The sequence below is a fragment of the Nonomuraea sp. NPDC050328 genome, from assembly GCF_044459405.1.
Taxonomy (GTDB): Bacteria; Actinomycetota; Actinomycetes; order Streptosporangiales; family Streptosporangiaceae; genus Nonomuraea.
This window is the reverse complement of record NZ_JBITIW010000002.1, coordinates 917,937-936,676: the sequence shown is the minus strand read 5'-3', so window position 1 is coordinate 936,676 and position 18,740 is coordinate 917,937. Positions and strand designations below refer to the sequence as shown.

The following is an 18,740-nucleotide window of genomic DNA, read 5'->3' as shown; positions in this document are numbered from 1 at the left end:
CGGGTCAGGGCTGGTCCTCGAAGCTCTTGCGGGCGACGGTGGCCTGGGCGAGGCGGCGTAGCGCGGCCACGAGCGGGTCGCCGAGCGCGGTCCCGATGACCACCACCTCCACCGTGCGCTCGCGGTCGTCCACGTCGCCCAGCACCCGGATGTCGGCCTCGGCGATGCGCTCGGCCGCCGCGGCGTAGTCGTCGAGCACGTCGATCATGTCCTGCCGGCCGACCTCCCCCAGCGCGGTCAGCACGCCGACGGCGGTGCGGGTGGCCGGGTTGTCCGGTTCCCAGCGCCAGCCGCGCCGGGCGACCAGGTCGGCGACGAGTTGCTCTGCCTTCTCCTTGTGCGGGCTCGGCGTGGCCTCGCGGCGCTCGGTGATGGTCCGCTGCGCGGCGCCGAGCAGGCTGTACAGCGGCACGTCCGGGTTGTCGAGCCGCTCGGCGAGGTCCTTGATGACGGAGATGGACAGGCCGCCGTACTCCACCAGGATGCGGACCAGGCGCAGCCGGCGCACGTGCCCGTCGTCGTATTCGGCCTGGTTGCGGCCAGTGGGCCGGCCCGGGGCCAGCAGCCCCTCGCGCATGTAGTACTTGATCGTCGGCACGGGCACCCCCGTGGTCGCGCTGAGTTCGGCCATCCGCACTGTTTCCACGTCCCCTCTTGCGTGCTCTGGATAGCCTAGCTATAGATAGTGGTAAGTAGCACTATCCACTATCCAGCGAAAGGCTCCCCCATGCATCGACCTCTGCTGGCCGGCACCTACCTGACCTCGGCCGCCGCCGTGCTCTTCCTGGCGCTGGTCTTCCTCGACGACCGCGAGCTCGACGGCTATCCGCTGTGGGTCAAGCCGCTGAAGTTCGCCGTCTCCTTCGCGATCTTCTTCTACACCTGGGCCTGGATGCTCTCCTTACGCCACCGGGCCGGGCGCACGAGCTGGTGGATGGGGACCGCGCTGGCCGTCTCCGGAGTCGCCGAGATCGGCCTGATCGCCTTCCAGGCCGCGCGCGCCCACCGCAGCCACTTCAACGAGTCCACCCCGCAGGACGCGGCGATCTGGCGGCTCATGGGCCTCACCATCGCGGTGCTGCTGGTCGCCCAGATCGTCGCCGCCGCGGCCCTCCTGCTCGAACGGCAGGCCGACCGCCCGGCCACCTGGGCGGTACGGCTCGGCCTGATCGTCTCCACGCTCGGCATCGCCTCCGGCGCCCTGATGGCCTTCCCCCGCCCCGGCCAGAACCTGCCCGACAACGTCGCCGGCGCGCACGCGGTCGGCGTCCCGGACGGCGGAGCCGGCCTGCCCTTCGTCGGCTGGAGCACCACCGGCGGCGACCTGCGGGTGCCGCACTTCATCGGCATGCACGGCCTGCAGCTCTTGCCCCTGCTGGCCATCGCCCTGGCCGCGCTCGCCGCCCGCGTCGCGATCCTCCGGCACGAGCAGGTGCGGGCCCGGCTCGTGCTGGTCGCCGGTCTGGCCTACCTCGGGCTGTTCGCCCTGGTCACCTGGCAGGCGTTGCGCGCCCAGCCGCTGCTGTCTCCGGACGGGCTCACCCTGGGCGTGGCGGGCGTCCTGCTCATGCTCACGCTGGGCGGCGTCGTCTCCAGCCTGGCCCGTCCAGGCGCGCCGATTCCGCAAAACAAGTAACCGGCGCTCCCGCCAGACCCGTTCGACGTAGCATGGCCAAGGAATCCGCCCGCCCAGTTAAGATCAAAGACATCATCAAAGAGATGGCTGGGTATACAGACGGCTGGGAACGGACTGCAGGAGGCCCCCCATGCAGGTCAAGAAGATCGTCACATACGTTGCTGTGGCGTTCGTGGTCTTCTACCTGTTCACCCGGCCGGCCGAAGCTGCCGCCGCGGTGAACGGCGTGTTTGAAGGAATCCTTGACGGAGCCAACCAGCTAGCCACATTCTTTACCGGCGTTCTGCGGTGACGGGTTCCCCATGCCTGCACTCCGTGTTACGCAGGCATGATGACAGTTCGCCAGCGCGTCACCAAGATCCAGCAGCCCGGCCCGGCCGTCCAGCGCCTGCTCGAACGCGCTGAGATCGAGGGCGTCGAACTGGTCCGCTTTCTCTACGCCGACCACGGCGGGGTGATCCGCGGCAAGGCGACCTCACGGGCCAGGCTGGCCGAGCGGCTCGGCAGCGGGATCGGCCACACCGTGGCGATGCTGGCGATGAACATGCTCGACCAGCTCCAGCAGGTCGAGCACCTCGGGCCCGTCGGCGAGGTACGGCTCGTCCCCGACCCGGAGACCTTCGTCCCCCTTCCCTACTCCCCCGGCGCCGCCGCCATGGTGGCCGATCTCCGGCTGCCCGACGGCTCGCCGTGGGCGGCCTGCCCGCGGACCTTCCTCAAGGAGGCCGTGGCGGAGCTGGAGCAGGCGGGGTACACGCTGGTCGCCGCGTTCGAGCCGGAGTTCACGCTCGGCCGCCGCCTGCCCTCCCCGGAGGGCGGGCCGGACCGGCTGGTGCCGCTGGACGACAGCCTCTGTTACGCGGGGACCGGTTTCGACACCGCGCACGACTACACGGTCCGGCTGGTGCACGCGCTGGAGGCCCAGGGCCTGCGGGTGGAGCACTGCCACCCCGAGCTCGGCCCGGGGCAGCAGGAGGTGTCGATCCGGCACGCCCCGGCCCTGCGCGCCGCCGACAACCACGTCCTCTACCGCGAGACGGTCAGAGGCGTGGCCCTGCGCATGGCGATGTGGGCCTCGCTGGCCCCCAAACCGATCCCCGACCAGGCGGGCAACGGCGCGCACCTGCACCTGTCGCTGTGGCAGGGCTCGGTCAACGTCTTCGCCGACGAGCAGGTGCGCGGCTGGTTCATCGGCGGCCTGCTCGCCCACCTGCCCGCGCTGACCGCCCTGACCTGCGGGAGCGTCAACAGCTTCCGGCGGCTGGCGCCGCGCATGTGGTCGAGCGCCTACATCTGCCACGGGCCCGACAACCGGGAGGCCGCGGTCCGGGTGTGCTCGCCGCTGGGCGAGAGCGGCGAGATCAACCTGGAGCTGAAGCCGTCGGACTCCTCGGCCAACCCCTACCTGTCGCTCGGCGCGGTGATCCACGCCGGGCTCGATGGCATCCGCCGCCGGCTCGACCCGGGCGAGGCCGCCACCGTCGACCCCGACACCGTGCCCGGCCGCTACCCGCGGCTGCCCGCCTCGCTGCCGGAGGCGCTGGACGCGCTGGAGGCCGACGAGGTGCTCATGGCCGCGCTCGGGCCACTGCGGGCGCAGGCCTACCTCGCGGTCAAGCGCTCGGAGGCGGTGGCCTTCGCGGGCCAGAACGCCGCCTACGAGTGCGGCCAGCACCTGCGCGCCTTCTAGGCCGGCGCCCGCGCGTCTTCTAGGCCGGCGACCGCGCGTCTTCCCGGCCGGCACTCGCGTGTCTTTCAGGCCGGTGCCCGCACGTGTTCCAGCCGGCCGCGCTAGCGGACCGGGTAGCCGGCGCCGGCCAGGCTCTCCTTGACCTCGGCGATCTTCAGCGTGCCGAAGTGGAAGACGCTGGCCGCCAGCACCGCGTCGGCGCCCGCCTCGACCGCCGGCGGGAAGTCCGCCAGCCGCCCGGCGCCGCCGCTGGCGATGACCGGCACCCGCACCGCCGCCCGCACGGCCCGGATCATCTCCAGGTCGTAGCCGTCGAGGGTGCCGTCGCCGTCCATGGAGTTGAGCAGGATCTCGCCCACCCCGAGCTCCTCGCCGCGCGCCGCCCACTCCACCGCGTCGAGGCCCGTGCCGCGCCGGCCGCCGTGCGTGGTGACCTCGAACCCGGAGGCGGTGCCCGGCGCGCGCCGGGCGTCCACCGAGAGCACCACGCACTGCGCGCCGAACCGCTTGGAGGCCTCGGTCAGCAACTCCGGCCGCGCGATGGCGGCGGTGTTGAAGGAGACCTTGTCCGCCCCGGCGCGCAGCAGCCGGTTGACGTCCTCCACCGACCGCACCCCGCCGCCGACGGTGAGCGGGATGAAGACCTGCTCGGCGGTGCGGCGCACCACCTCGACCATGGTCTCCCGCTCCCCCGAGGAGGCGGTGATGTCGAGGAAGGTCAGCTCGTCGGCACCCTCCTCGTCGTAGCGCCGCGCCAGCTCGACGGGGTCACCCGCGTCGCGCAGGTTCTCGAAGTTGACGCCCTTGACCACCCGGCCCGCGTCCACGTCCAGACACGGGATGACCCGAACCGCGACCGTCATGCCCTGTACGCCTCGATCTCTACCTCGACCAGCATCCGCGGGTCCACCAGACCGGCCACCCGCACCCCGGTGCAGGCCGGCCGTACCTTGCCGAACGTCTCGAAGAAGGCCTTGCCGAACTCGTCGTAGGCCCGGTCGTCGACCACGTAGTAGCGGACCATGACCACGTCCTCCTTGGCCAGCCCGCCGGCCGTGATCGCGGCCAGCGCGATCTCCATGGCGGTCAGGCTCTGCCGGTAGGCGTCGCCGACGTGCACGACCTCGCCCTCGACGGTGGAGGTACAGCCCGACACCACCACTCTCGGGCCGGCGATCACCGCCCTGGCGTAACCGTAACGCTCTTCCCAGATGCCACCCGAGAAGACCCGGTTCCCCGAACGCCTCATACCGCCCCCAACGCCTGCTGAAGCGTGAAAGCACGAGCGTAGAGCGCCTTGCCCACGATGGCACCCTCGAGACCGTCACTGCTCAGTGACGCCAGGGCCACCAGATCCTCCAGGGAGGAAACACCGCCGCTGGCGACCACGGGCTTGGCGGTACGGGAGCAAAGCTCGCGATACAGGTCGAGGTTGGGGCCGCCGAGCATGCCGTCCCTGGTCACGTCGGTGACCACGTAGCGCGGGCAGCCCTCCTCCTCCAGGCGGGCGACCAGGTCCCACAGGTCGCCGCGCTCCTCGGTCCAGCCGCGCGTGGCCACGCGGGTGCCGCGCACGTCGATGCTGATCGCGATCCGCTCGCCGTGCTCGGCCAGGACCTTGCGGCACCACTCGGGGTTCTCCAGCGCGGCGGTGCCGATGTTGACCCGGGCGCAGCCGGTGGCCAGCGCGGCGGCGAGGCTCTCGTCGTCGCGGATGCCGCCGGTCAGCTCGACCTTGACGTCCACCTCGGCCACGATCCGGCGGGTGATCTCGTGGTTGGACCCGCGCCGGAAGGCGGCGTCGAGATCGACCAGGTGGATCCACTCCGCGCCGGCCTCCTGCCAGGCGAGCGCGGCGGCCAGCGGATCGCCGTAGCCGGTCTCGGTGCCCGCCTCCCCTTGGACGAGGCGCACGGCCTGGCCGCCCGCCACGTCGACGGCGGGCAGCAGTACGAACGTCATCTAGTTCCTCCGGTCGAATGCGAGAGTCACGATCACGGGCACGAGCAGCACCGACAGCACGAGCGCGGCCAGGCTCGCGGCCCAGGAGCCCCAGACGATCCAGACCAGCGCCTGGACCAGCAGGAAGGCCAGGGCGACCACGGCGTTCTGGACGCGCCGCCGCCGGGCGAGCACCCCGCCCTGCCGCGCGATGCGGACCGGGCGGGGCCTCAGGCGGGCGGCCAGCGCCTGGCGGCGCGACCTGCGGGCCATGCGGCGCTCGTTGCGCCGGGCGGCCTCGGCGCGCTGGGCCTCACGTTCGGCCCGGCGCCTGGCGCGCTCCTTACTCAAGGCTGCTGACCCAGTTCCGCAGGAGAGCGGCGCCGGCGTCGCCGGACTTCTCCGGGTGGAACTGGGTGCCGACCAGCGGGCCGTTCTCGGCCGCGGCGACGAACGGCTCGCCGTGCTCGGCCCAGGTCACCAGCGGCGCGGCGAACCCGTCGCCGGGCGTCAGCTCCCAGGTGCGGGCGGCGTAGGAGTGCACGAAGTAGAAGCGCGTGCCGGCGTCCAGCCCGGCGAACAGCAGGCTGCCCTCGGGCGCCTTGACGGTGTTCCAGCCCATGTGCGGCAGGACCGGGGCGTCGAGGCGGTCGACCGTGCCCGGCCACTCGCCGCAGCCCGGCGTCTCGGCGCCGTGCTCGACGCCGCGCTCGAACAGGATCTGCATGCCCACGCAGACGCCCATCACGGGCCGGCCGCCGGCCAGGCGGCGGCCGATGATGGTGTCGCCGCGCACCGACTTCAGGCCGCGCATGCACGCCTCGAAGGCGCCCACGCCGGGCACGAACAGGCCGTCGCAGGCCAGGGCCGCGTCGAAGTCGGCGCTCACCGTGACGTTCGCGCCGGCTCGCACCAGTGCGCGTTCGGCCGAGCGGAGGTTGCCCGAGCCGTAGTCGAGGACCACCACGTCCGGCTTGCTCACCACCACAACACCCCCGCCGTGATCGCCAGGACGGCCAGCACGCCGCAGACCGCCGCGCCCGCCTTCATGCCCTGCTTGAACAGAGAGACCACGCCGCCGACCAGGAACAGGCCGACGAAGATCATCGCTACCGCGGTCCAGTTGCCCGGCATGCTCATAGGACGCCCTTGGTGCTCGGGATGCCGGTGGCACGCGGGTCGGGCTCCGAGGCCGCACGCAGCGCGCGGGCCAGTGCCTTGAACTGGGCCTCGACGATGTGATGGGCGTTCCTGCCGTACGGCACGCGCACGTGCAGGCAGATGGCCGCCTGCGCGACGAACGACTCGAGAATGTGCCGCGTCATCGTCGTGTCGTAGGTCGGGCCGATCATCGGAGCCATGCCGTCGGGCTCGTGGTGCACCAGGTACGGCCGGCCGGACAGGTCGACGGTGACCTCGGCGAGCGCCTCGTCGAGCGGGCAGGACGCGTGGCCGTACCGCCGGATGCCGGACTTGTCGCCCAGGGCCTCGCGGAAGGCGGCGCCCAGCGCGAGCGCGGTGTCCTCGATCGTGTGGTGCGAGTCGATGTGCAGGTCGCCCTCGGTCTTCACGGTCAGGTCGAACAGGCCGTGCTTGCCGAGCTGGGCGAGCATGTGGTCGTAGAAGCCGACCCCGGTGGTGACGTCGACCAGGCCCGTGCCGTCGAGGTTGACCTCGACCAGGACCGAGGTCTCCTTCGTGACGCGCTCGATGCGGCCGGTTCTGTTCACAGCACGTTCTCCAAAGCCTCGCGGAATGCCGACATCTCCTGCTCGGTGCCGATCGACACCCGCAGCCACTCCGGCGGCCCCACCTCGCGGATCAGCACGCCCTGCTCCAGCAGCCCTTCCCACACCTTGCGCCGGTCGGCGAAGCGGCCGAAGAGCACGAAGTTGGCGTCGGAGTCGGCCACCTCCAGCCCGCGCCCGCGCAGCCAGCTCACCGTCGCGTCACGCTCCTCGCGCAACCGCTGCACCGAACCCAGCAGTTCCTCGCGGAAGTCCAGGGCGGTCAGCGCCGCCGCCTGCGTCAGCGCCGACAGGTGGTACGGCAGGCGCACCAGCAGCAGCGCCTCGACCACCGCCGGGTGCGCGGCCAGGTAGCCCAGCCGGGTGCCGGCCATGGCGAAGGCCTTCGACATCGTGCGGGTGACGATCAGCCGCGGATGCTCCGGCAGCAGGGTGAGCGCGCTGGGCGTGCCGGTGCGGGCGAACTCGAAGTAGGCCTCGTCCACCACGACCATGCCGCGCGCGGCGCGGGCGACCGCGGCGATGGCCTCCAGCGGCATCGCGGTGCCGGTCGGGTTGTTCGGCGAGGTCAGGAAGACGATGTCCGGGTCGTGCTCGGCGATCGCGGCGACCGCCTTGACCGGGTCGAGCGAGAAGTCGGCCTCACGGGCGCCGCCCACCCACGCGGTGTTGGTGCCGGTGGTGATCAGCGGGTGCATGGCGTACGACGGCTCGAAGCCCATCGCCCGGCGGCCGGGGCCGCCGAAGGCCTGCAGGATCTGCTGGAGCACCTCGTTGGAGCCGTTGGCCGCCCACAGCCGGCTCGCGTCCAGGCCGTGGCCCAGGTAGGCGGCCAGGCCCGCGCGCAGCTCCAGCGCGTCGCGGTCGGGGTAGCGGTTGAGCTCGGCGGCGCTCACCCGCACCCGGTCGGCCAGCGCGCCGGCCAGCTCGGGGCTCGGCGGGTAGGGGTTCTCGTTGGTGTTGAGCCGCACGGCGACGTCGAGCTGCGGCGCGCCGTAGGCCTTCAGCCCTCTCAGGTCGTCGCGGATCGGCAGGTCGTCGAGGTTCACGGGGTTCTCTTTCAGGCGGTGGTCGGGTCGGTCGCGGGGCCCTCGCCGGTATGCTCCGCCTGCCGTACCCCGCCCTGCTCCCCGGCGGCCCGCGGGATCTGCCAGCCGAAGCGGGCGCGCACGGCGGCGCCGTGGGCGGGCAGGTCCTCGGCGTCGGCGAGCACGCTGACGTGCTCGGCCGCCTCGGCCAGCGCCTCGCGGGTGTAGTCGACCACGTGGATGCCGCGCAGGAAGGTCTGCACCGACAGGCCGCTGGAGTGGCACGCGCAGCCGCCGGTGGGCAGCACGTGGTTGGACCCGGCCAGGTAGTCGCCCAGGCTGACCGGGGCGTAACCGCCCACGAAGATCGCGCCCGCGTTCCTGATGCGGGCGGCCACCGCCGCGGCGTCGGCCGTGTGGATCTCCAGGTGCTCGGCCGCGTAGGCGTCGGCCACCCGGATGCCGTCCTCCAGGTCCTTGACCAGCACGATGCCGGACTGGCGGCCGGTCAGCGCCTCGGTGATGCGCTCGCTGTGCTTGGTCGCGGCCACCTGGCCCGGCAGCTCCGCGGCCACCGCCTCGGCCAGCTCCTCGCTGTCGGTGATCAGCACCGCGGCGGCGATCACGTCGTGCTCGGCCTGGCTGATCAGGTCGGCGGCCACGTACACCGGGTCGGCGGTGCGGTCGGCCAGGACCGCGACCTCGGTCGGCCCGGCCTCGGAGTCGATGCCGATGCGGCCCTTGAGCAGCCGCTTGGCCGCGGCCACCCAGATGTTGCCGGGACCGGTGACCATCGTCGCCGGCGGGCACTCCTCGGTGCCGTAGGCGAACATCGCCACCGCCTGCGCGCCGCCGACGGAGTAGACCTCGTCCACGCCCAGCAGCGCGCACGCGGCCAGGATGGTCGGGTGCGGCAGCCCGCCGAATTCCTTCTGCGCCGGGCTGGTCACCGCCAGCGAGGCCACCCCGGCCTCCTGCGCCGGGACCACGTTCATCACCACGGACGACGGGTACACCGCCCGGCCGCCCGGCACGTACAGCCCCACGCGGTCGACCGGCACCCAGCGCTCGGTCACCGTGCCACCGGGCACGACCTGGGTGGTGGTGTCGGTGCGCCGCTGGTCGCGGTGGACCAGGCGGGCCCGCCTGATCGACTCCTCCAGCGCCGCGCGCACCCGCGGGTCGAGCTCGGCCAGGGCGCGCTCAAGCGCCTCGGCCGGGACCCGGGCGGTCTCGATCTCGACCCCGTCGAACCTGGCGGTCAGCTCCCGTACGGCTGCCGCCCCACGATGATGCACGTCCTCGCAGATGGGCCGCACCTTCTCCAGGGCGGCTTCCACGTCGAGTTCGGCGCGGGGCAGCACGTCGCGCAGGTCCTCGGGGAGGCCGTCGCGCAGGTCGATACGGGAAATCACCTGCACAGTCTACGGAGTCCGCTTGCTGACTCCCGAATTGTCCACCATGCGGACGATCGGGCGGGCGTGTCGTGGACGGCCGGACGCTACGATCGCCTTCGTGAGCAAGGCTAAGAAGGGCGGGCAGGGCACCCCTGCCACGGTGGCACTCACCGGGGCCGGCGTCGACTTCACCCTGCATCCCTACGAGCACGACGCCTCGGCCCAGGCCTACGGCGAGGAGGCGGCCGACGCGCTCGGCGTGCCGTACGAGCGGATCTTCAAGACGCTGGTCGCCGAGGTGGAGAGCGGCCTGGCGGTCGCGGTCGTGCCGGTGGCGGGCAGGCTCGACCTCAAGGCGTTCGCCGCGGCGCTGAAGAGCAAGCGGGCGGCGATGGCCGAGGCGGCCAAGGTCGAGCGGGTGACCGGCTACGTGGTCGGCGGGATCAGCCCGCTCGGCCAGCGCAAGCGGCTGCCCACCGTGCTCGACGCCTCGGCGCTGGAGTTCGACACGATCTACTTCTCGGCGGGGCGGCGCGGGCTGCAGATCGAGACGGCGCCGAAGAACCTGCTCGACCTGACCCAGGGGGTCACCGCCCCGATCGCCAAGCTGGGCTGAGCCTCGGTCGCGGCGGCTCAGGCCGGGACGCGGAGGGCGGGCTCGGCCAGGGGGCGGGCGAGGAGCCAGGCCAGGGCGGCGAAGACGGGCAGCACCGCCAGCGCCGTGCCGAGCGTGCTCGCCTCGGCGACGGCGCCGATGAGCGGGCTGGCCAGGCCGCCGACGCTGACCGCGAGACCCAGGGTGACGCCGCTGGCCGTACCGACCCGGGTGGGCAGGTAGTCCTGCCCGAGCGTCACGTGCAGCGAGAACGGCACGTAGAGCGCGACCCCGGCCAGGAAGACCGCGACATGCGGGGCGACGACCACCCCGGCCACCGCGGGCACGGCCAGCGCGTACGCCCAGCGGAGCACCCGTACCCGGCCCCAGCGCGTGGCCAGCTTCCCGCCGAGCACGGTTCCGGCCGAGCCGCCCGCGAACAGCAGGAACAGCGCCACCGCCCCGGCCGTCCCGCCGCCGGCGTACAGCGCCACGAAGGCGCTCAGCCCGACGTAGGCGATCGAGCGGCAGACCATCACCAGCCCCAGCCGCACGAAGCTTGGCCAGTCGTCGGCGGCGTCCGCCGCCGGGCGGCTCGCCGCCGCCGGGCCGCCGCCGCGCCGCATCGCCGCCACCGTCAGCACCGCGCCGAGCAACCCCGGCACCACCAGGTACGGCGAAGCCGCCAGCCCCCCGGCGGCCAGCAACGGCGTCACCAGCACCGGCGCGAGCGCGAAGCCCAGCGTGCCGCCGAGGGAGAACCAGCTCATCGCCACATGGCTGCCGCCGCTGGCCGCCCGGGCCAGCCGGGCCGACTCCGGGTGGTAGGCGGCCACGCCGAGACCGGTCAGCGCGACCGCGAGCCAGGTCAGCGCGTAGGAGTCGCTCAGCCCGCCCGCCGCCAGGCCCAGCCCGGCGGTGGTCATGCTCACCGGAACCAGCCACGGCATCCGCAGCCGGTCCGCGGCGGCGCCGAACAACGGCTGGACCACCGACGACAGCAGCGTCAGCGCCAGCACGACGCCCGAGGCGGCGACGTAGCCGTAGCCGCGCTCGGCGACCAGGAACGGGACCATCGCGGGAACCGCGCCCTGGTAGAAGTCCACGCAGGCGTGACCGGTGGCGAGGAGGGTGACCTTGTGATTCGCCATGGGAGCATCCTCCGGCTCCGGCCGGGTGGCGCGCTTTCGTTAGAGTGCCAGGTGATGTCGAAAACCCGCCATACTCCCCACCCGCCCACCGGACGGCGGCTCCTGGACGCCGGGGCGTCGATCGATGCGCACCGGCACGACGGGCACCAGCTCGTGTACGCGGGCCGCGGCGTGGTCGAGGTGATCACCGAGGCCGGGGCGTGGGTGGCGCCCGCGAGCCGGGCCCTGTGGATCCCGGCCGGGACCGTGCACGCCCACCGGGCGCACGGGCCGACGGAGCTGCGGCTGGTGGGGCTGGCCCCGACGGAGCGGACCGCGCTCGACGAGCCGGGGGCCGGCTGGGAACGGCCGGCGGTGGTGGCGGTCACCGGGCTGTTGCGGGAGCTGATCCTCGCCTACAGCGGGGAGGCGGACCTGCCCGGCGGCGAGCGGGAACGGCTGCGCGGGGTGCTGGTCGACCGGCTGCGCCGGGCGCCGGGGCAGCCGGTGCACGTGCCCGCCGCGCGCGATCCCCGGCTGGCGGCGGTGTGCCGGCTGGTCCGTGACGACCCGGCCGATCCGCGCGGGCTGCGCGAGCTGGGCCGGGCCGTCGGGGCCGGGGAGCGGACGCTGGCCCGGCTGTTCAGGAGCGAGTTCGGGATGGGGTTCCGGCAGTGGCGAACGCAGGTGCGGCTGCATCGGGCGGTGGTGCTGCTGGCGGAGGGGGTGCCGGTGACCTCGGTGGCGGTGCGGTGCGGGTGGTCTTCGCCGAGCGCGTTCATCGAGGTGTTCCGGAAGGCGTTCGGGCACACTCCGGGGCGGGCCTTTACGGTGTAGATCACCAGAAGTCCGGCCCCGGAGGCGCCGGGTTTGGTTCGCCGGGGTCAGCGGGCGAAGACGACGATGTTGTCGCGGTAGCTGCCCCTGGTCCGGTCGAAGGCGCCGCCGCAGGTGATCAGGCGGAGCTCGGGGGTGCGGGCTCCGCCGTACACCTTCTTGCTCGGCAGGCGGTTCTTCGGGTAGCGGGCGGTCTTGGTGACCTTGAACGTCACCGTGGTGCCGTCGGCCCGAGTCACGTGGATCTTCGCGCCCTTGGTGAGCTTGCGGAGGCGGTGGAAGACGGCCGGGCCGGTCTTCGAGTCGACGTGGCCGGCTATCACGGCCGCGCCCGGCTCGCCCGGCTCCGGGCCCGCGACGTTCCAGCCTGTCACGTGGTAGCCCTTCGGGGCGACCAGGCGGCCGTGGCGGTCCAGGGGGAGGGGGATGATCCGGGAGTCCACGGCTATGGACGGGATGCGCAACCGGACGGGGCGGGCGACGTCCTGATGGGCGGTCGTGCCCCGGCCTTCGGCGGTGACGGTGGTGGGCAGGGTCGCGGCGGCCGGGTGGCCCGTGGTGAGGGACGCCGAGGTGAGGGACGCCGAGGTGAGGGACGCCGAGGTGAGGGTCAGGGCCAGGGCGGGCGTGAGGAGCAGGGCTGGGGTGATCGGCATCGGTCAGCCCGCCTGGGTGGTGCGGCGCCGCAGCCACCACGCGCCGCCGCCCAGCGCCATCAGCCCGGCGGCACCGGTCAGGGCCAGCGGCACCCCGACGCCCGTGCCGGGGTCCGGCACGGGCGTGGAGGCGGTGGCGACCTTGGCGGTGTCACCGAGCGGGCCACCGACCGCAGCGTCACCCGAGCTGGCGGAGGCGGCCGACCCGGCGGAGGTAGCCGAGGTGGCGGCGGTTTCTGCGGCGGTGGTGGTGGCGGTGCCCCCGTGGCCCGTGTCGACCCCGCCCTGCGGCTGGTCGTCGTCGTCATCGTCGGCATCGCGGGAGACGCCGCCCTTACCGGTGTCCACGCCACCCCGCGGCTGGTCGTCATCCCGGTCGTCGCGGTCATCGCCGCCCCGGTCGTCGTCCCGATCGTCGCGGTCGTCGTCGCCGGGCTCGTCGTCCTGGTCATCCCGGTCGTCCTGGTCATCCCGGTCGTCCTGGTCATCCCGGTCGTCCTGGTCATCCCGGTCGTCCTGGTCATCCCGGTCGTCCCGGTCGTCGTCGCGGTCGTCGCGGTCGTCGGTGGCGGTGGTCTGGACGAGCGGGGTGGCGTGGGACGGGGTGGCGGTCAGGGTGGTCAGGGTGGTGCCGGTGCCGGCGACGAGGGCCAGGGCGAGCAGGGCGGGCTTGAGTTCCATCGGTTCCTCCGGAGGATGAAGGGAGCGGTTCTGTGTGCTGCTCCCAGCCTCGAAGCCGGCGATGGAACCAAGGTGAGCCCCGGGTGAGACCCCTCTCATCCGCCCCGCAGCCGGTACCCCGCCCCCCGGACGGTCTCGATGAGGTCGGCGCCGAGCTTGCGCCGCAGGTAACGCACGTACACGTCCACCACGTTGGAGCCGGGGTCGAAGTCGAACCCCCACACCTGGCTGAGCAGTTGCTCCCGGGTGAGGACCTGGTCGGGGTGGCGGCAGAAGACCTCGGCGAGGGTGAACTCCCGGGTGGACAGCTCGACCACCCGCCCGGCGACGTGCGCCCGGCGGCTGCGCAGGTCGAGGGCCAGCTCCCCCACCCGGAGCACGGTGGCCTCGGGCGCGGGGGCGCCGCGCAGGCGGAGCCGTACCCGGGCGAGGAGTTCCTCGAAGGCGAAGGGCTTGGGCACGTAGTCGTCGGCCCCGCCCTCCAGCCCGGCGACCTTGTCGGCGACGCTGTCCCGCGCGGTGAGGATGATCACCGGCAGGGAGACGCGGTCCTCGCGCAGGCGGCGCAGCACGGTGAAGCCGTCGGCGAGCGGCAGCCCGATGTCGAGGACCATGAGGTCGAAGCGGCCGCTGCGGGCGTACTCGTAGGCCGCCTCGCCGTCCTCGACGACGGTGGTGACGAAGCCGTGGCCGCGCAGGCCTTTCTCCACGAAGCTGGCGATCCGCCGCTCGTCCTCGGCGATCAGAATCCGGTTCATGCCACTGACTCCTCTTCCGCCGGGATGGTGATCACGAAGCGGGCGCCGTCCTCCACCCGCACCCGTCCGCCGTGCGCCTCGGCGATGGAGCGGACGATGGCCAGGCCGAGCCCGGCGCCACCGGAGCCCTGCCCGCGCACGAAACGCTGGAAGACGCGCTCGCGGTCCTCGGGCGGCACGCCGGGCCCGTCGTCGCGCACCCAGAGCTCGGCCACCCCGTCCCGCAGCGCGGAGCCGACCGCGATCTCCCCGCCGGGCGCGGTGTGCCGGACGGCGTTGGCGGCGAGCTGCATGAGCGCCTGGGTGAGCCGTTGCCGGTCGGCCGGCACGACCGCCTCGGCCAGCGAGTCGATCCGCCAAGTCCGCTCCCCCAGCGCCCGGGCCTTGGCGACCACGCTCACCGTGAGGTCGGCCAGTTCGACCGCGTCGGGTTCGACGAAGCCGGGCTGCTCGGCCTTGGCGAGGGTGAGCAGGTCCTCGACGATCCGGCTCATCCGGTCGAGCTCGTCGGTGACCAGGGCGAGGGTCTCGGCGCGTTCGGCGGGGTCGTCGCCCATGAGCTCCAGGTGGCCGCGGACGACGGTGATGGGGGTGCGCAGCTCGTGCCCGGCGTCGTCGAGGAACTCCCGCTGGGTGGCGAAGGCCCGCTCCAGGCGGTGGAGCATGTGGTTGAAGGTCCGGGCGAGCGCGGCGACGTCGTCGTTGCCGACGACGGTCAGGCGGCGGGTGAGGTCGGCGGAGTCGCCGATGCGTTCGGCCGCCTGCCGTACCAGCCGGACCGGGGAGAGCACGCGGCCGGCGACGAACCAGCCGGCCGCGCCGGCCATGGCCAGCCCGCCGAGGGCGGACAGGGCCAGCACGCGCAGGGCGTCGACGACCTCGGCGCGGTGGCGGTCGTAGTCGACGACGATGACGAAGTGCCCGCGCCGCGCGTCGCCGACGGCGCTGACCGGCAGGGCGCCGTAGCGCAGCAGCCCGCCGGGGGTGTCGTACCAGCCGGTCTCGTCGGTGCCGAGCGTGGCGACGCGGGCGGCCAGGCCGGGCGGCGGCGCGGCTCCGGAGCGGGCGGTGAGACGGCCGTCGACCAGGGTGAAGAAGGACTCCCAGCGGTCGGCGACGTTGACCCGCAGGTAGTCGGCGAACAGCGCCTCGACATCGGGAGCCGGGCGCTGGGCGACGTAGCCGCGCAGCTTGCCGGCCTCGTTGCGCAGCTCGTCGTTGATCACCTGGTCCTCGCGGGCGAGCAGCACGGTGGCGGCGGCGGTGATGGCGACGGCCAGGGCGAGGCCGACGACGGCGAGCATCCAGGCCACGATGCGGAAGCGGGCGCTCACCGGCCCGGTCCGCGGGGTTCAGTCGTCGTCATCGTCGTCCTGCGGGGCGCGGGGCACCCGCTCCGTCCTCTGCTCCTTCGTCACGTCCGGCCGGGGCGCCGGGGCGGTGCTGGGGGTGACCCGCGGCGTGCTGACCACCGGCGTGATGACCACGGGGCCGCCCAGGTCGGGTTCGCCCGCGCTCGCCACCCGCACCAGGGCGAAGACCACGAGGGCGAGCATCGCTCCGGCCACTGCCCAGGCCAGCGGGGTCCTGCGGCTCATGACCCGACGCTAAGCCACGAGCCCTCTCCCACCGATGAGAGGCCGATGAGAGAACTCTCATCAGGGTATGTGGAGGTTTGCCAGCTTCGCCGGGCAGGCCGCGCAAGGGGTGCCATCGCCCGGCGCGGCCCGGTGCGGCAGGATCGGTGAGGTGAGCGAACTGCACTACCTGAGCGCGAGCGAGATGCTCACGCTGCTGCGCACCCGGCAGATCAGCGCCGTGGAGCTGACCCGCGCGCACCTCGACCGGATCGCCAAGGTCAATCCCGAGCTCAACGCCATCGTCACGCTGAGCGCCGAGAGCGCGTTGCGCCAGGCCGCCGAGGCCGACCGGCGGGCTCCCGAGGGCCTGCTGCACGGCCTGCCGATCGCGCACAAGGACCTGGTCGACACCGCCGGGGTCCGCACCACGTACGGCTCGCCGCTGTTCGCCGGGCACGTGCCCGCCGAGGACGACCTGATCGTGCGGCGGCTGCGGGCGGCGGGCGCGATCTCGCTCGGCAAGACCAACACGCCGGAGTTCGGGACCGGCTCGCACACGGTGAACGAGGTGTTCGGGGCCACCCGCAACCCCTACGACCGCTCCCGCAGCGCGGGCGGGTCGAGCGGCGGCGCGGCGGCGGCGCTGGCGGCGGGGCTGGTGCCGCTGGCCGACGGCTCGGACATGGGCGGCTCGCTGCGCAACCCGGCCTCCTTCTGCAACGTGGTGGGGCTGCGCCCGACGCCGGGCCGGGTGCCGGACCCGGGCGGGAGCGCGGCGTGGTTCACCCTCGCCACGCCCGGGCCGATGGCGCGGACCGTGGAGGACCTGACGTTGTTCCTGCGGGCGATGGCCGGGTTCGACCCGCGCTCGCCGTACGCGATCAAGGAGGAGTTCGTCCCCGACCCCGAGCTGTCGGTGCGAGGACTGCGCGTGGCCTACTCCCCCGACCTGGGCGGGCTGCCGGTGGACGCCGGGACCGCGGCGGTGACCGCCACCGCGCCGGGCGTGTTCGAGGCGCTGGGCGCGCACGTGGAGCAGGTCGATCTCGATCTGTCGGAGGCCGAGGAGGCCTTCCGCGTCTACCGGGCCTGGTACTACGCGCTGGCCTTCGGCGACCTGGAGGGCGTCGGGCCGAACGTGGCCTGGAACGTCGAGCAGGGGCGGCGGGTGAGCGGCGACGACCTGGCCCGGGCCGAGCGGGCGCGCACCTCGCTGTACGCGCGGATGGCCGGCTTCTTCGACGACTACGACCTGCTGCTGGCGCCGGTCAGCCAGGTGCCGCCGTTCCCGGTGGAGCAGCCGTACGTGAGCGAGATCAACGGCGAGCCGCTGCCCGACTACCTGGCCTGGATGCGCTCGGCGTACTGGATCTCGGTGCTGCACGCGCCGGCCGCCAGCGTGCCGGCCGGCTTCACGCCCGGGGGGCTGCCGGTCGGGGTGCAGCTGATCGGGCGGCCCTTCGACGACGCCCGGGTGCTGCGCTTCGCCCGCGCGTTCGAGCTGGTCACAGGGTACGGCTCCCGCCGTCCAGACCTGTGATCCCCGGCTCGCCGTACGGCTTGCGCATGGGCGAGCGCCGGTAGGCGAGCACGCCCTCGATGGCGGCGTAGACGCCGAGGGCGAGGAAGGGCCAGGTGACCAGCACCCCGCGGGCGGTGAGGTCGAGCGGCCCGGCGACGATGTCGAGCCCGGGCGCGGCGGCGGCGATGGTCGCCGCGCCGAGGGTGAAGCGGGTGCCGACCCAGTAGGTGACCAGCGAGGCGGCGCTGCCGCCGAGGAAGAGGCCGAGGACGGCGCCCAGGCCGTCGCGGCGGGTGAAACGCCAGGCGATGAGCCCGCTGGCCAGGGCGAGCACGCCGGTGATCACCGCGAACCAGCCGTCGGCGGCGATGAGCGCCTGGGTGGTGGGGTCGGCCAGCAGCGGCCCGCGTTGCGTCTCGATGTACGGCGGCCGGGGCGAGACCCACGACCAGGCCAGCCCGGCGAGCACCCCGAGGGCCAGGAGAGCGGCAACGGTCACCGCGAACACCCGCAACTGCCGCCCCACGTCACACTCCTCAGAAAAGCTCCGGATCCGCTCGATCGTAACCCGCCTCGCGGATTATCCCGGCAAATCCCTCTAGCAGCGCGTTGAGCCCGAACTCGAACAGCGTGTCCAGGTTGAAGTCATACCCGGCCGCGAGCCCGCCCAGCACCCGCGCGAAGGCCGGATAGCTCCCCGTGGCGGCCAGCGCCTCGAACTCCCGGCCCTGCCGGTCCATCCAGTCGTCCTCGTCGACGCCGCTCTCGGCCTGGGCGCGGGCCTCGGCCTCCAGGTTGGCGGCGATGCCGCGCACGTAGCTGAACAGGGTGATGTGCAGGGTCATCTGCGTGTCGGCGCTGAGTCCGAGTCCTTCGAGCGAGGCCATCATGAAGTCGGCGTGCCGTGCCAGGTTGGGCGAGGGGATGGGCCGGCCGAGCGGGTTGAGCTGGGCCAGCCAGGGCCGGCGCCGGTAGAGCGCCCACTGCGCGCGGGCGGAGGCCGCCAGCCGGTCCCGCCAGCCGGTGACCTGCTCGGGCTCGGCGAAGTCGGCGAATCCGGCGTCGCCCAGGAGCACGATCAGCGCGTCCTTGTCCGGCACGTGCCGGTAGAGCGACATCGCGGGCACGCCCAGCCGCCCGGCCAGGCCGCGCATGGAGACCGCATCGAGGCCCTCCTCGTCGGCCAGGTCGAGCGCGGCGGCGACGATCCGCCCGACGTCGAGCGCGTCGGCGGCGGGCCGGCGGCGGGGCCGCGGCCGGGCGGGTGCCGCGACGACGTAGCCGACCCTGGGCACCGCCTCGATCAGCCCCTCCTGCCGCAGCACGTCGAGCGCCTTGGCGGCGGTGGCCAGGGCGACGCCCTGGTCGCGGACGAGCTGGCGGGTGGAGGGCACCCGGTCGCCGGGGCGCAGCCGCGCCAGGCGGCGGCGCAGGTCGTCGGCGATCCTGAGGTAGGGGGCGGTCACGCGAACTCCTCTGTCCTAGTACACGGCAGCCTGTCTATCCTAGTACAGAAAGTGACAAACCGGCTTGTGGGACGG

At 73.4% G+C, this 18,740-nt stretch carries 24 protein-coding genes; 6 read left to right on the top strand and 18 right to left on the bottom strand.

Annotation, left to right across the window (positions count from 1 at the left end; translation table 11 throughout):
- Window positions 1-4 precede the first annotated feature (4 nt).
- Complete coding sequence (locus tag ACIBG7_RS10490) at window positions 5-646, bottom strand: MerR family transcriptional regulator (protein ID WP_357924506.1); 642 nt, start codon at window positions 644-646, stop codon at window positions 5-7.
- An 81-nt stretch (window positions 647-727) separates the two neighbouring features.
- Between ACIBG7_RS10490 and ACIBG7_RS10485 the strand changes: the two genes are divergently transcribed.
- From ACIBG7_RS10485 to ACIBG7_RS10475, 3 genes are all read left to right on the top strand, one after another.
- Entirely contained in the window at window positions 728-1,636 is a 909-nt protein-coding gene (locus ACIBG7_RS10485) for a hypothetical protein (RefSeq protein ID WP_357924504.1), read from the top strand.
- A 130-nt stretch (window positions 1,637-1,766) separates the two neighbouring features.
- Window positions 1,767-1,928 (top strand): hypothetical protein, encoded by a 162-nt coding sequence (locus tag ACIBG7_RS10480; RefSeq protein ID WP_357924502.1) that lies wholly within the window; start codon window positions 1,767-1,769, stop codon window positions 1,926-1,928.
- A 36-nt stretch (window positions 1,929-1,964) separates the two neighbouring features.
- Window positions 1,965-3,326, top strand: coding sequence for a glutamine synthetase family protein (locus ACIBG7_RS10475; RefSeq protein ID WP_397335856.1), 1,362 nt, complete (start codon window positions 1,965-1,967; stop codon window positions 3,324-3,326).
- 101 nt (window positions 3,327-3,427) lie between these two features.
- Here ACIBG7_RS10475 and hisF read toward each other — a convergent pair whose 3' ends face one another.
- Genes hisF through hisD form a run of 9 tightly spaced genes read right to left on the bottom strand, consistent with a single transcriptional unit; the run spans window position 3,428 to window position 9,458 of the window.
- Window positions 3,428-4,189, bottom strand: a complete 762-nt coding sequence (gene hisF / locus ACIBG7_RS10470; protein WP_357924496.1) for an imidazole glycerol phosphate synthase subunit HisF — start codon at window positions 4,187-4,189, stop codon at window positions 3,428-3,430.
- Window positions 4,186-4,575 (bottom strand): Rid family hydrolase, encoded by a 390-nt coding sequence (locus tag ACIBG7_RS10465; RefSeq protein ID WP_357924494.1) that lies wholly within the window; start codon window positions 4,573-4,575, stop codon window positions 4,186-4,188. Before ACIBG7_RS10465 ends, hisF begins: the two co-directional genes overlap by 4 nt.
- On the bottom strand, window positions 4,572-5,288 hold the full coding sequence (priA, locus tag ACIBG7_RS10460; protein ID WP_357924492.1) for a bifunctional 1-(5-phosphoribosyl)-5-((5-phosphoribosylamino)methylideneamino)imidazole-4-carboxamide isomerase/phosphoribosylanthranilate isomerase PriA: 717 nt from the start codon (window positions 5,286-5,288) through the stop codon (window positions 4,572-4,574). The genes ACIBG7_RS10465 and priA overlap by 4 nt, the downstream gene beginning before the upstream one ends.
- Window positions 5,289-5,618: a hypothetical protein gene (locus ACIBG7_RS10455; protein WP_357924489.1), complete on the bottom strand. Its 330-nt coding sequence runs from the start codon at window positions 5,616-5,618 to the stop codon at window positions 5,289-5,291.
- Window positions 5,611-6,252, bottom strand: coding sequence for an imidazole glycerol phosphate synthase subunit HisH (hisH, locus tag ACIBG7_RS10450; protein ID WP_357924487.1), 642 nt, complete (start codon window positions 6,250-6,252; stop codon window positions 5,611-5,613). Before hisH ends, ACIBG7_RS10455 begins: the two co-directional genes overlap by 8 nt.
- Entirely contained in the window at window positions 6,246-6,407 is a 162-nt protein-coding gene (locus ACIBG7_RS10445) for a hypothetical protein (protein ID WP_357924485.1), read from the bottom strand. The genes hisH and ACIBG7_RS10445 overlap by 7 nt, the downstream gene beginning before the upstream one ends.
- The gene (hisB, locus tag ACIBG7_RS10440) at window positions 6,404-6,997 is read right to left on the bottom strand and encodes an imidazoleglycerol-phosphate dehydratase HisB (RefSeq protein ID WP_357924483.1); all 594 of its coding nucleotides are present in this window, start codon (window positions 6,995-6,997) and stop codon (window positions 6,404-6,406) included. Before hisB ends, ACIBG7_RS10445 begins: the two co-directional genes overlap by 4 nt.
- Complete coding sequence (locus ACIBG7_RS10435) at window positions 6,994-8,064, bottom strand: histidinol-phosphate transaminase (RefSeq protein ID WP_397335855.1); 1,071 nt, start codon at window positions 8,062-8,064, stop codon at window positions 6,994-6,996. Before ACIBG7_RS10435 ends, hisB begins: the two co-directional genes overlap by 4 nt.
- Before the next feature lie 11 nt (window positions 8,065-8,075).
- A complete protein-coding gene (hisD, locus tag ACIBG7_RS10430; RefSeq protein WP_357924477.1) occupies window positions 8,076-9,458 on the bottom strand; it encodes a histidinol dehydrogenase in 1,383 nt (460 codons plus the stop codon).
- 100 nt (window positions 9,459-9,558) lie between these two features.
- Here hisD and ybaK point away from each other — a divergent pair, with 100 nt between their 5' ends.
- Window positions 9,559-10,056 carry a Cys-tRNA(Pro) deacylase gene (gene ybaK, locus ACIBG7_RS10425; RefSeq protein ID WP_357924474.1) on the top strand — a complete coding sequence of 166 codons (498 nt, stop codon included), beginning with the start codon at window positions 9,559-9,561 and terminating at the stop codon, window positions 10,054-10,056.
- 17 nt (window positions 10,057-10,073) lie between these two features.
- On the opposite strand, the gene ACIBG7_RS10420 is transcribed toward ybaK, so the two are convergent.
- The gene (locus tag ACIBG7_RS10420; RefSeq protein WP_357924471.1) at window positions 10,074-11,186 is read right to left on the bottom strand and encodes an MFS transporter; all 1,113 of its coding nucleotides are present in this window, start codon (window positions 11,184-11,186) and stop codon (window positions 10,074-10,076) included.
- Between the two features lie 54 nt (window positions 11,187-11,240).
- On the opposite strand from ACIBG7_RS10420, the gene ACIBG7_RS10415 reads away from it, so the two are divergent.
- Window positions 11,241-12,002: an AraC family transcriptional regulator gene (locus tag ACIBG7_RS10415; RefSeq protein ID WP_397335854.1), complete on the top strand. Its 762-nt coding sequence runs from the start codon at window positions 11,241-11,243 to the stop codon at window positions 12,000-12,002.
- Window positions 12,003-12,049: 47 nt separating this feature from the next.
- On the opposite strand, the gene ACIBG7_RS10410 is transcribed toward ACIBG7_RS10415, so the two are convergent.
- From ACIBG7_RS10410 to ACIBG7_RS10390, 5 genes are all read right to left on the bottom strand, one after another.
- Window positions 12,050-12,658 (bottom strand): class F sortase, encoded by a 609-nt coding sequence (locus ACIBG7_RS10410; RefSeq protein ID WP_397335853.1) that lies wholly within the window; start codon window positions 12,656-12,658, stop codon window positions 12,050-12,052.
- A gap of 3 nt (window positions 12,659-12,661) precedes the next feature.
- Window positions 12,662-13,339: a hypothetical protein gene (locus tag ACIBG7_RS10405; RefSeq protein WP_397335852.1), complete on the bottom strand. Its 678-nt coding sequence runs from the start codon at window positions 13,337-13,339 to the stop codon at window positions 12,662-12,664.
- Window positions 13,340-13,434: 95 nt separating this feature from the next.
- The gene (locus tag ACIBG7_RS10400; protein ID WP_397335851.1) at window positions 13,435-14,097 is read right to left on the bottom strand and encodes a response regulator transcription factor; all 663 of its coding nucleotides are present in this window, start codon (window positions 14,095-14,097) and stop codon (window positions 13,435-13,437) included.
- Window positions 14,094-15,431 (bottom strand): sensor histidine kinase, encoded by a 1,338-nt coding sequence (locus tag ACIBG7_RS10395; protein WP_397335850.1) that lies wholly within the window; start codon window positions 15,429-15,431, stop codon window positions 14,094-14,096. The genes ACIBG7_RS10400 and ACIBG7_RS10395 overlap by 4 nt, the downstream gene beginning before the upstream one ends.
- Before the next feature lie 18 nt (window positions 15,432-15,449).
- Entirely contained in the window at window positions 15,450-15,695 is a 246-nt protein-coding gene (locus tag ACIBG7_RS10390) for a hypothetical protein (protein WP_357924454.1), read from the bottom strand.
- A gap of 151 nt (window positions 15,696-15,846) precedes the next feature.
- On the opposite strand from ACIBG7_RS10390, the gene ACIBG7_RS10385 reads away from it, so the two are divergent.
- Window positions 15,847-17,217, top strand: a complete 1,371-nt coding sequence (locus ACIBG7_RS10385) for an amidase family protein (RefSeq protein ID WP_357924451.1) — start codon at window positions 15,847-15,849, stop codon at window positions 17,215-17,217.
- Here the strand turns inward: ACIBG7_RS10385 and ACIBG7_RS10380 are convergent.
- Together ACIBG7_RS10380 and ACIBG7_RS10375 are read right to left on the bottom strand one after the other, a co-directional pair.
- Complete coding sequence (locus tag ACIBG7_RS10380; RefSeq protein WP_397335848.1) at window positions 17,183-17,725, bottom strand: hypothetical protein; 543 nt, start codon at window positions 17,723-17,725, stop codon at window positions 17,183-17,185. The two genes, ACIBG7_RS10385 and ACIBG7_RS10380, sit on opposite strands and share 35 nt — an antisense overlap.
- 10 nt (window positions 17,726-17,735) lie before the next feature.
- Entirely contained in the window at window positions 17,736-18,665 is a 930-nt protein-coding gene (locus ACIBG7_RS10375; protein WP_397335847.1) for a TetR/AcrR family transcriptional regulator C-terminal domain-containing protein, read from the bottom strand.
- Window positions 18,666-18,740 lie beyond the last annotated feature (75 nt).

Coding starts and splice junctions, on each gene's coding strand:
- ACIBG7_RS10415 (WP_397335854.1), top strand. CDS start 11,241: ATGTCGAAAACCCGCCATACTCCCCACCCGCCCACCGGACGGCGGCTC.
- ACIBG7_RS10480 (WP_357924502.1), top strand. CDS start 1,767: ATGCAGGTCAAGAAGATCGTCACATACGTTGCTGTGGCGTTCGTGGTC.
- ACIBG7_RS10405 (WP_397335852.1), bottom strand. CDS start 13,339: ATGGAACTCAAGCCCGCCCTGCTCGCCCTGGCCCTCGTCGCCGGCACC.
- ACIBG7_RS10475 (WP_397335856.1), top strand. CDS start 1,965: ATGATGACAGTTCGCCAGCGCGTCACCAAGATCCAGCAGCCCGGCCCG.
- ACIBG7_RS10420 (WP_357924471.1), bottom strand. CDS start 11,186: ATGGCGAATCACAAGGTCACCCTCCTCGCCACCGGTCACGCCTGCGTG.
- ACIBG7_RS10485 (WP_357924504.1), top strand. CDS start 728: ATGCATCGACCTCTGCTGGCCGGCACCTACCTGACCTCGGCCGCCGCC.
- hisF (WP_357924496.1), bottom strand. CDS start 4,189: ATGACGGTCGCGGTTCGGGTCATCCCGTGTCTGGACGTGGACGCGGGC.
- ACIBG7_RS10465 (WP_357924494.1), bottom strand. CDS start 4,575: ATGAGGCGTTCGGGGAACCGGGTCTTCTCGGGTGGCATCTGGGAAGAG.
- ACIBG7_RS10390 (WP_357924454.1), bottom strand. CDS start 15,695: ATGAGCCGCAGGACCCCGCTGGCCTGGGCAGTGGCCGGAGCGATGCTC.
- ACIBG7_RS10445 (WP_357924485.1), bottom strand. CDS start 6,407: ATGAGCATGCCGGGCAACTGGACCGCGGTAGCGATGATCTTCGTCGGC.
- ACIBG7_RS10400 (WP_397335851.1), bottom strand. CDS start 14,097: ATGAACCGGATTCTGATCGCCGAGGACGAGCGGCGGATCGCCAGCTTC.
- ACIBG7_RS10410 (WP_397335853.1), bottom strand. CDS start 12,658: ATGCCGATCACCCCAGCCCTGCTCCTCACGCCCGCCCTGGCCCTGACC.
- priA (WP_357924492.1), bottom strand. CDS start 5,288: ATGACGTTCGTACTGCTGCCCGCCGTCGACGTGGCGGGCGGCCAGGCC.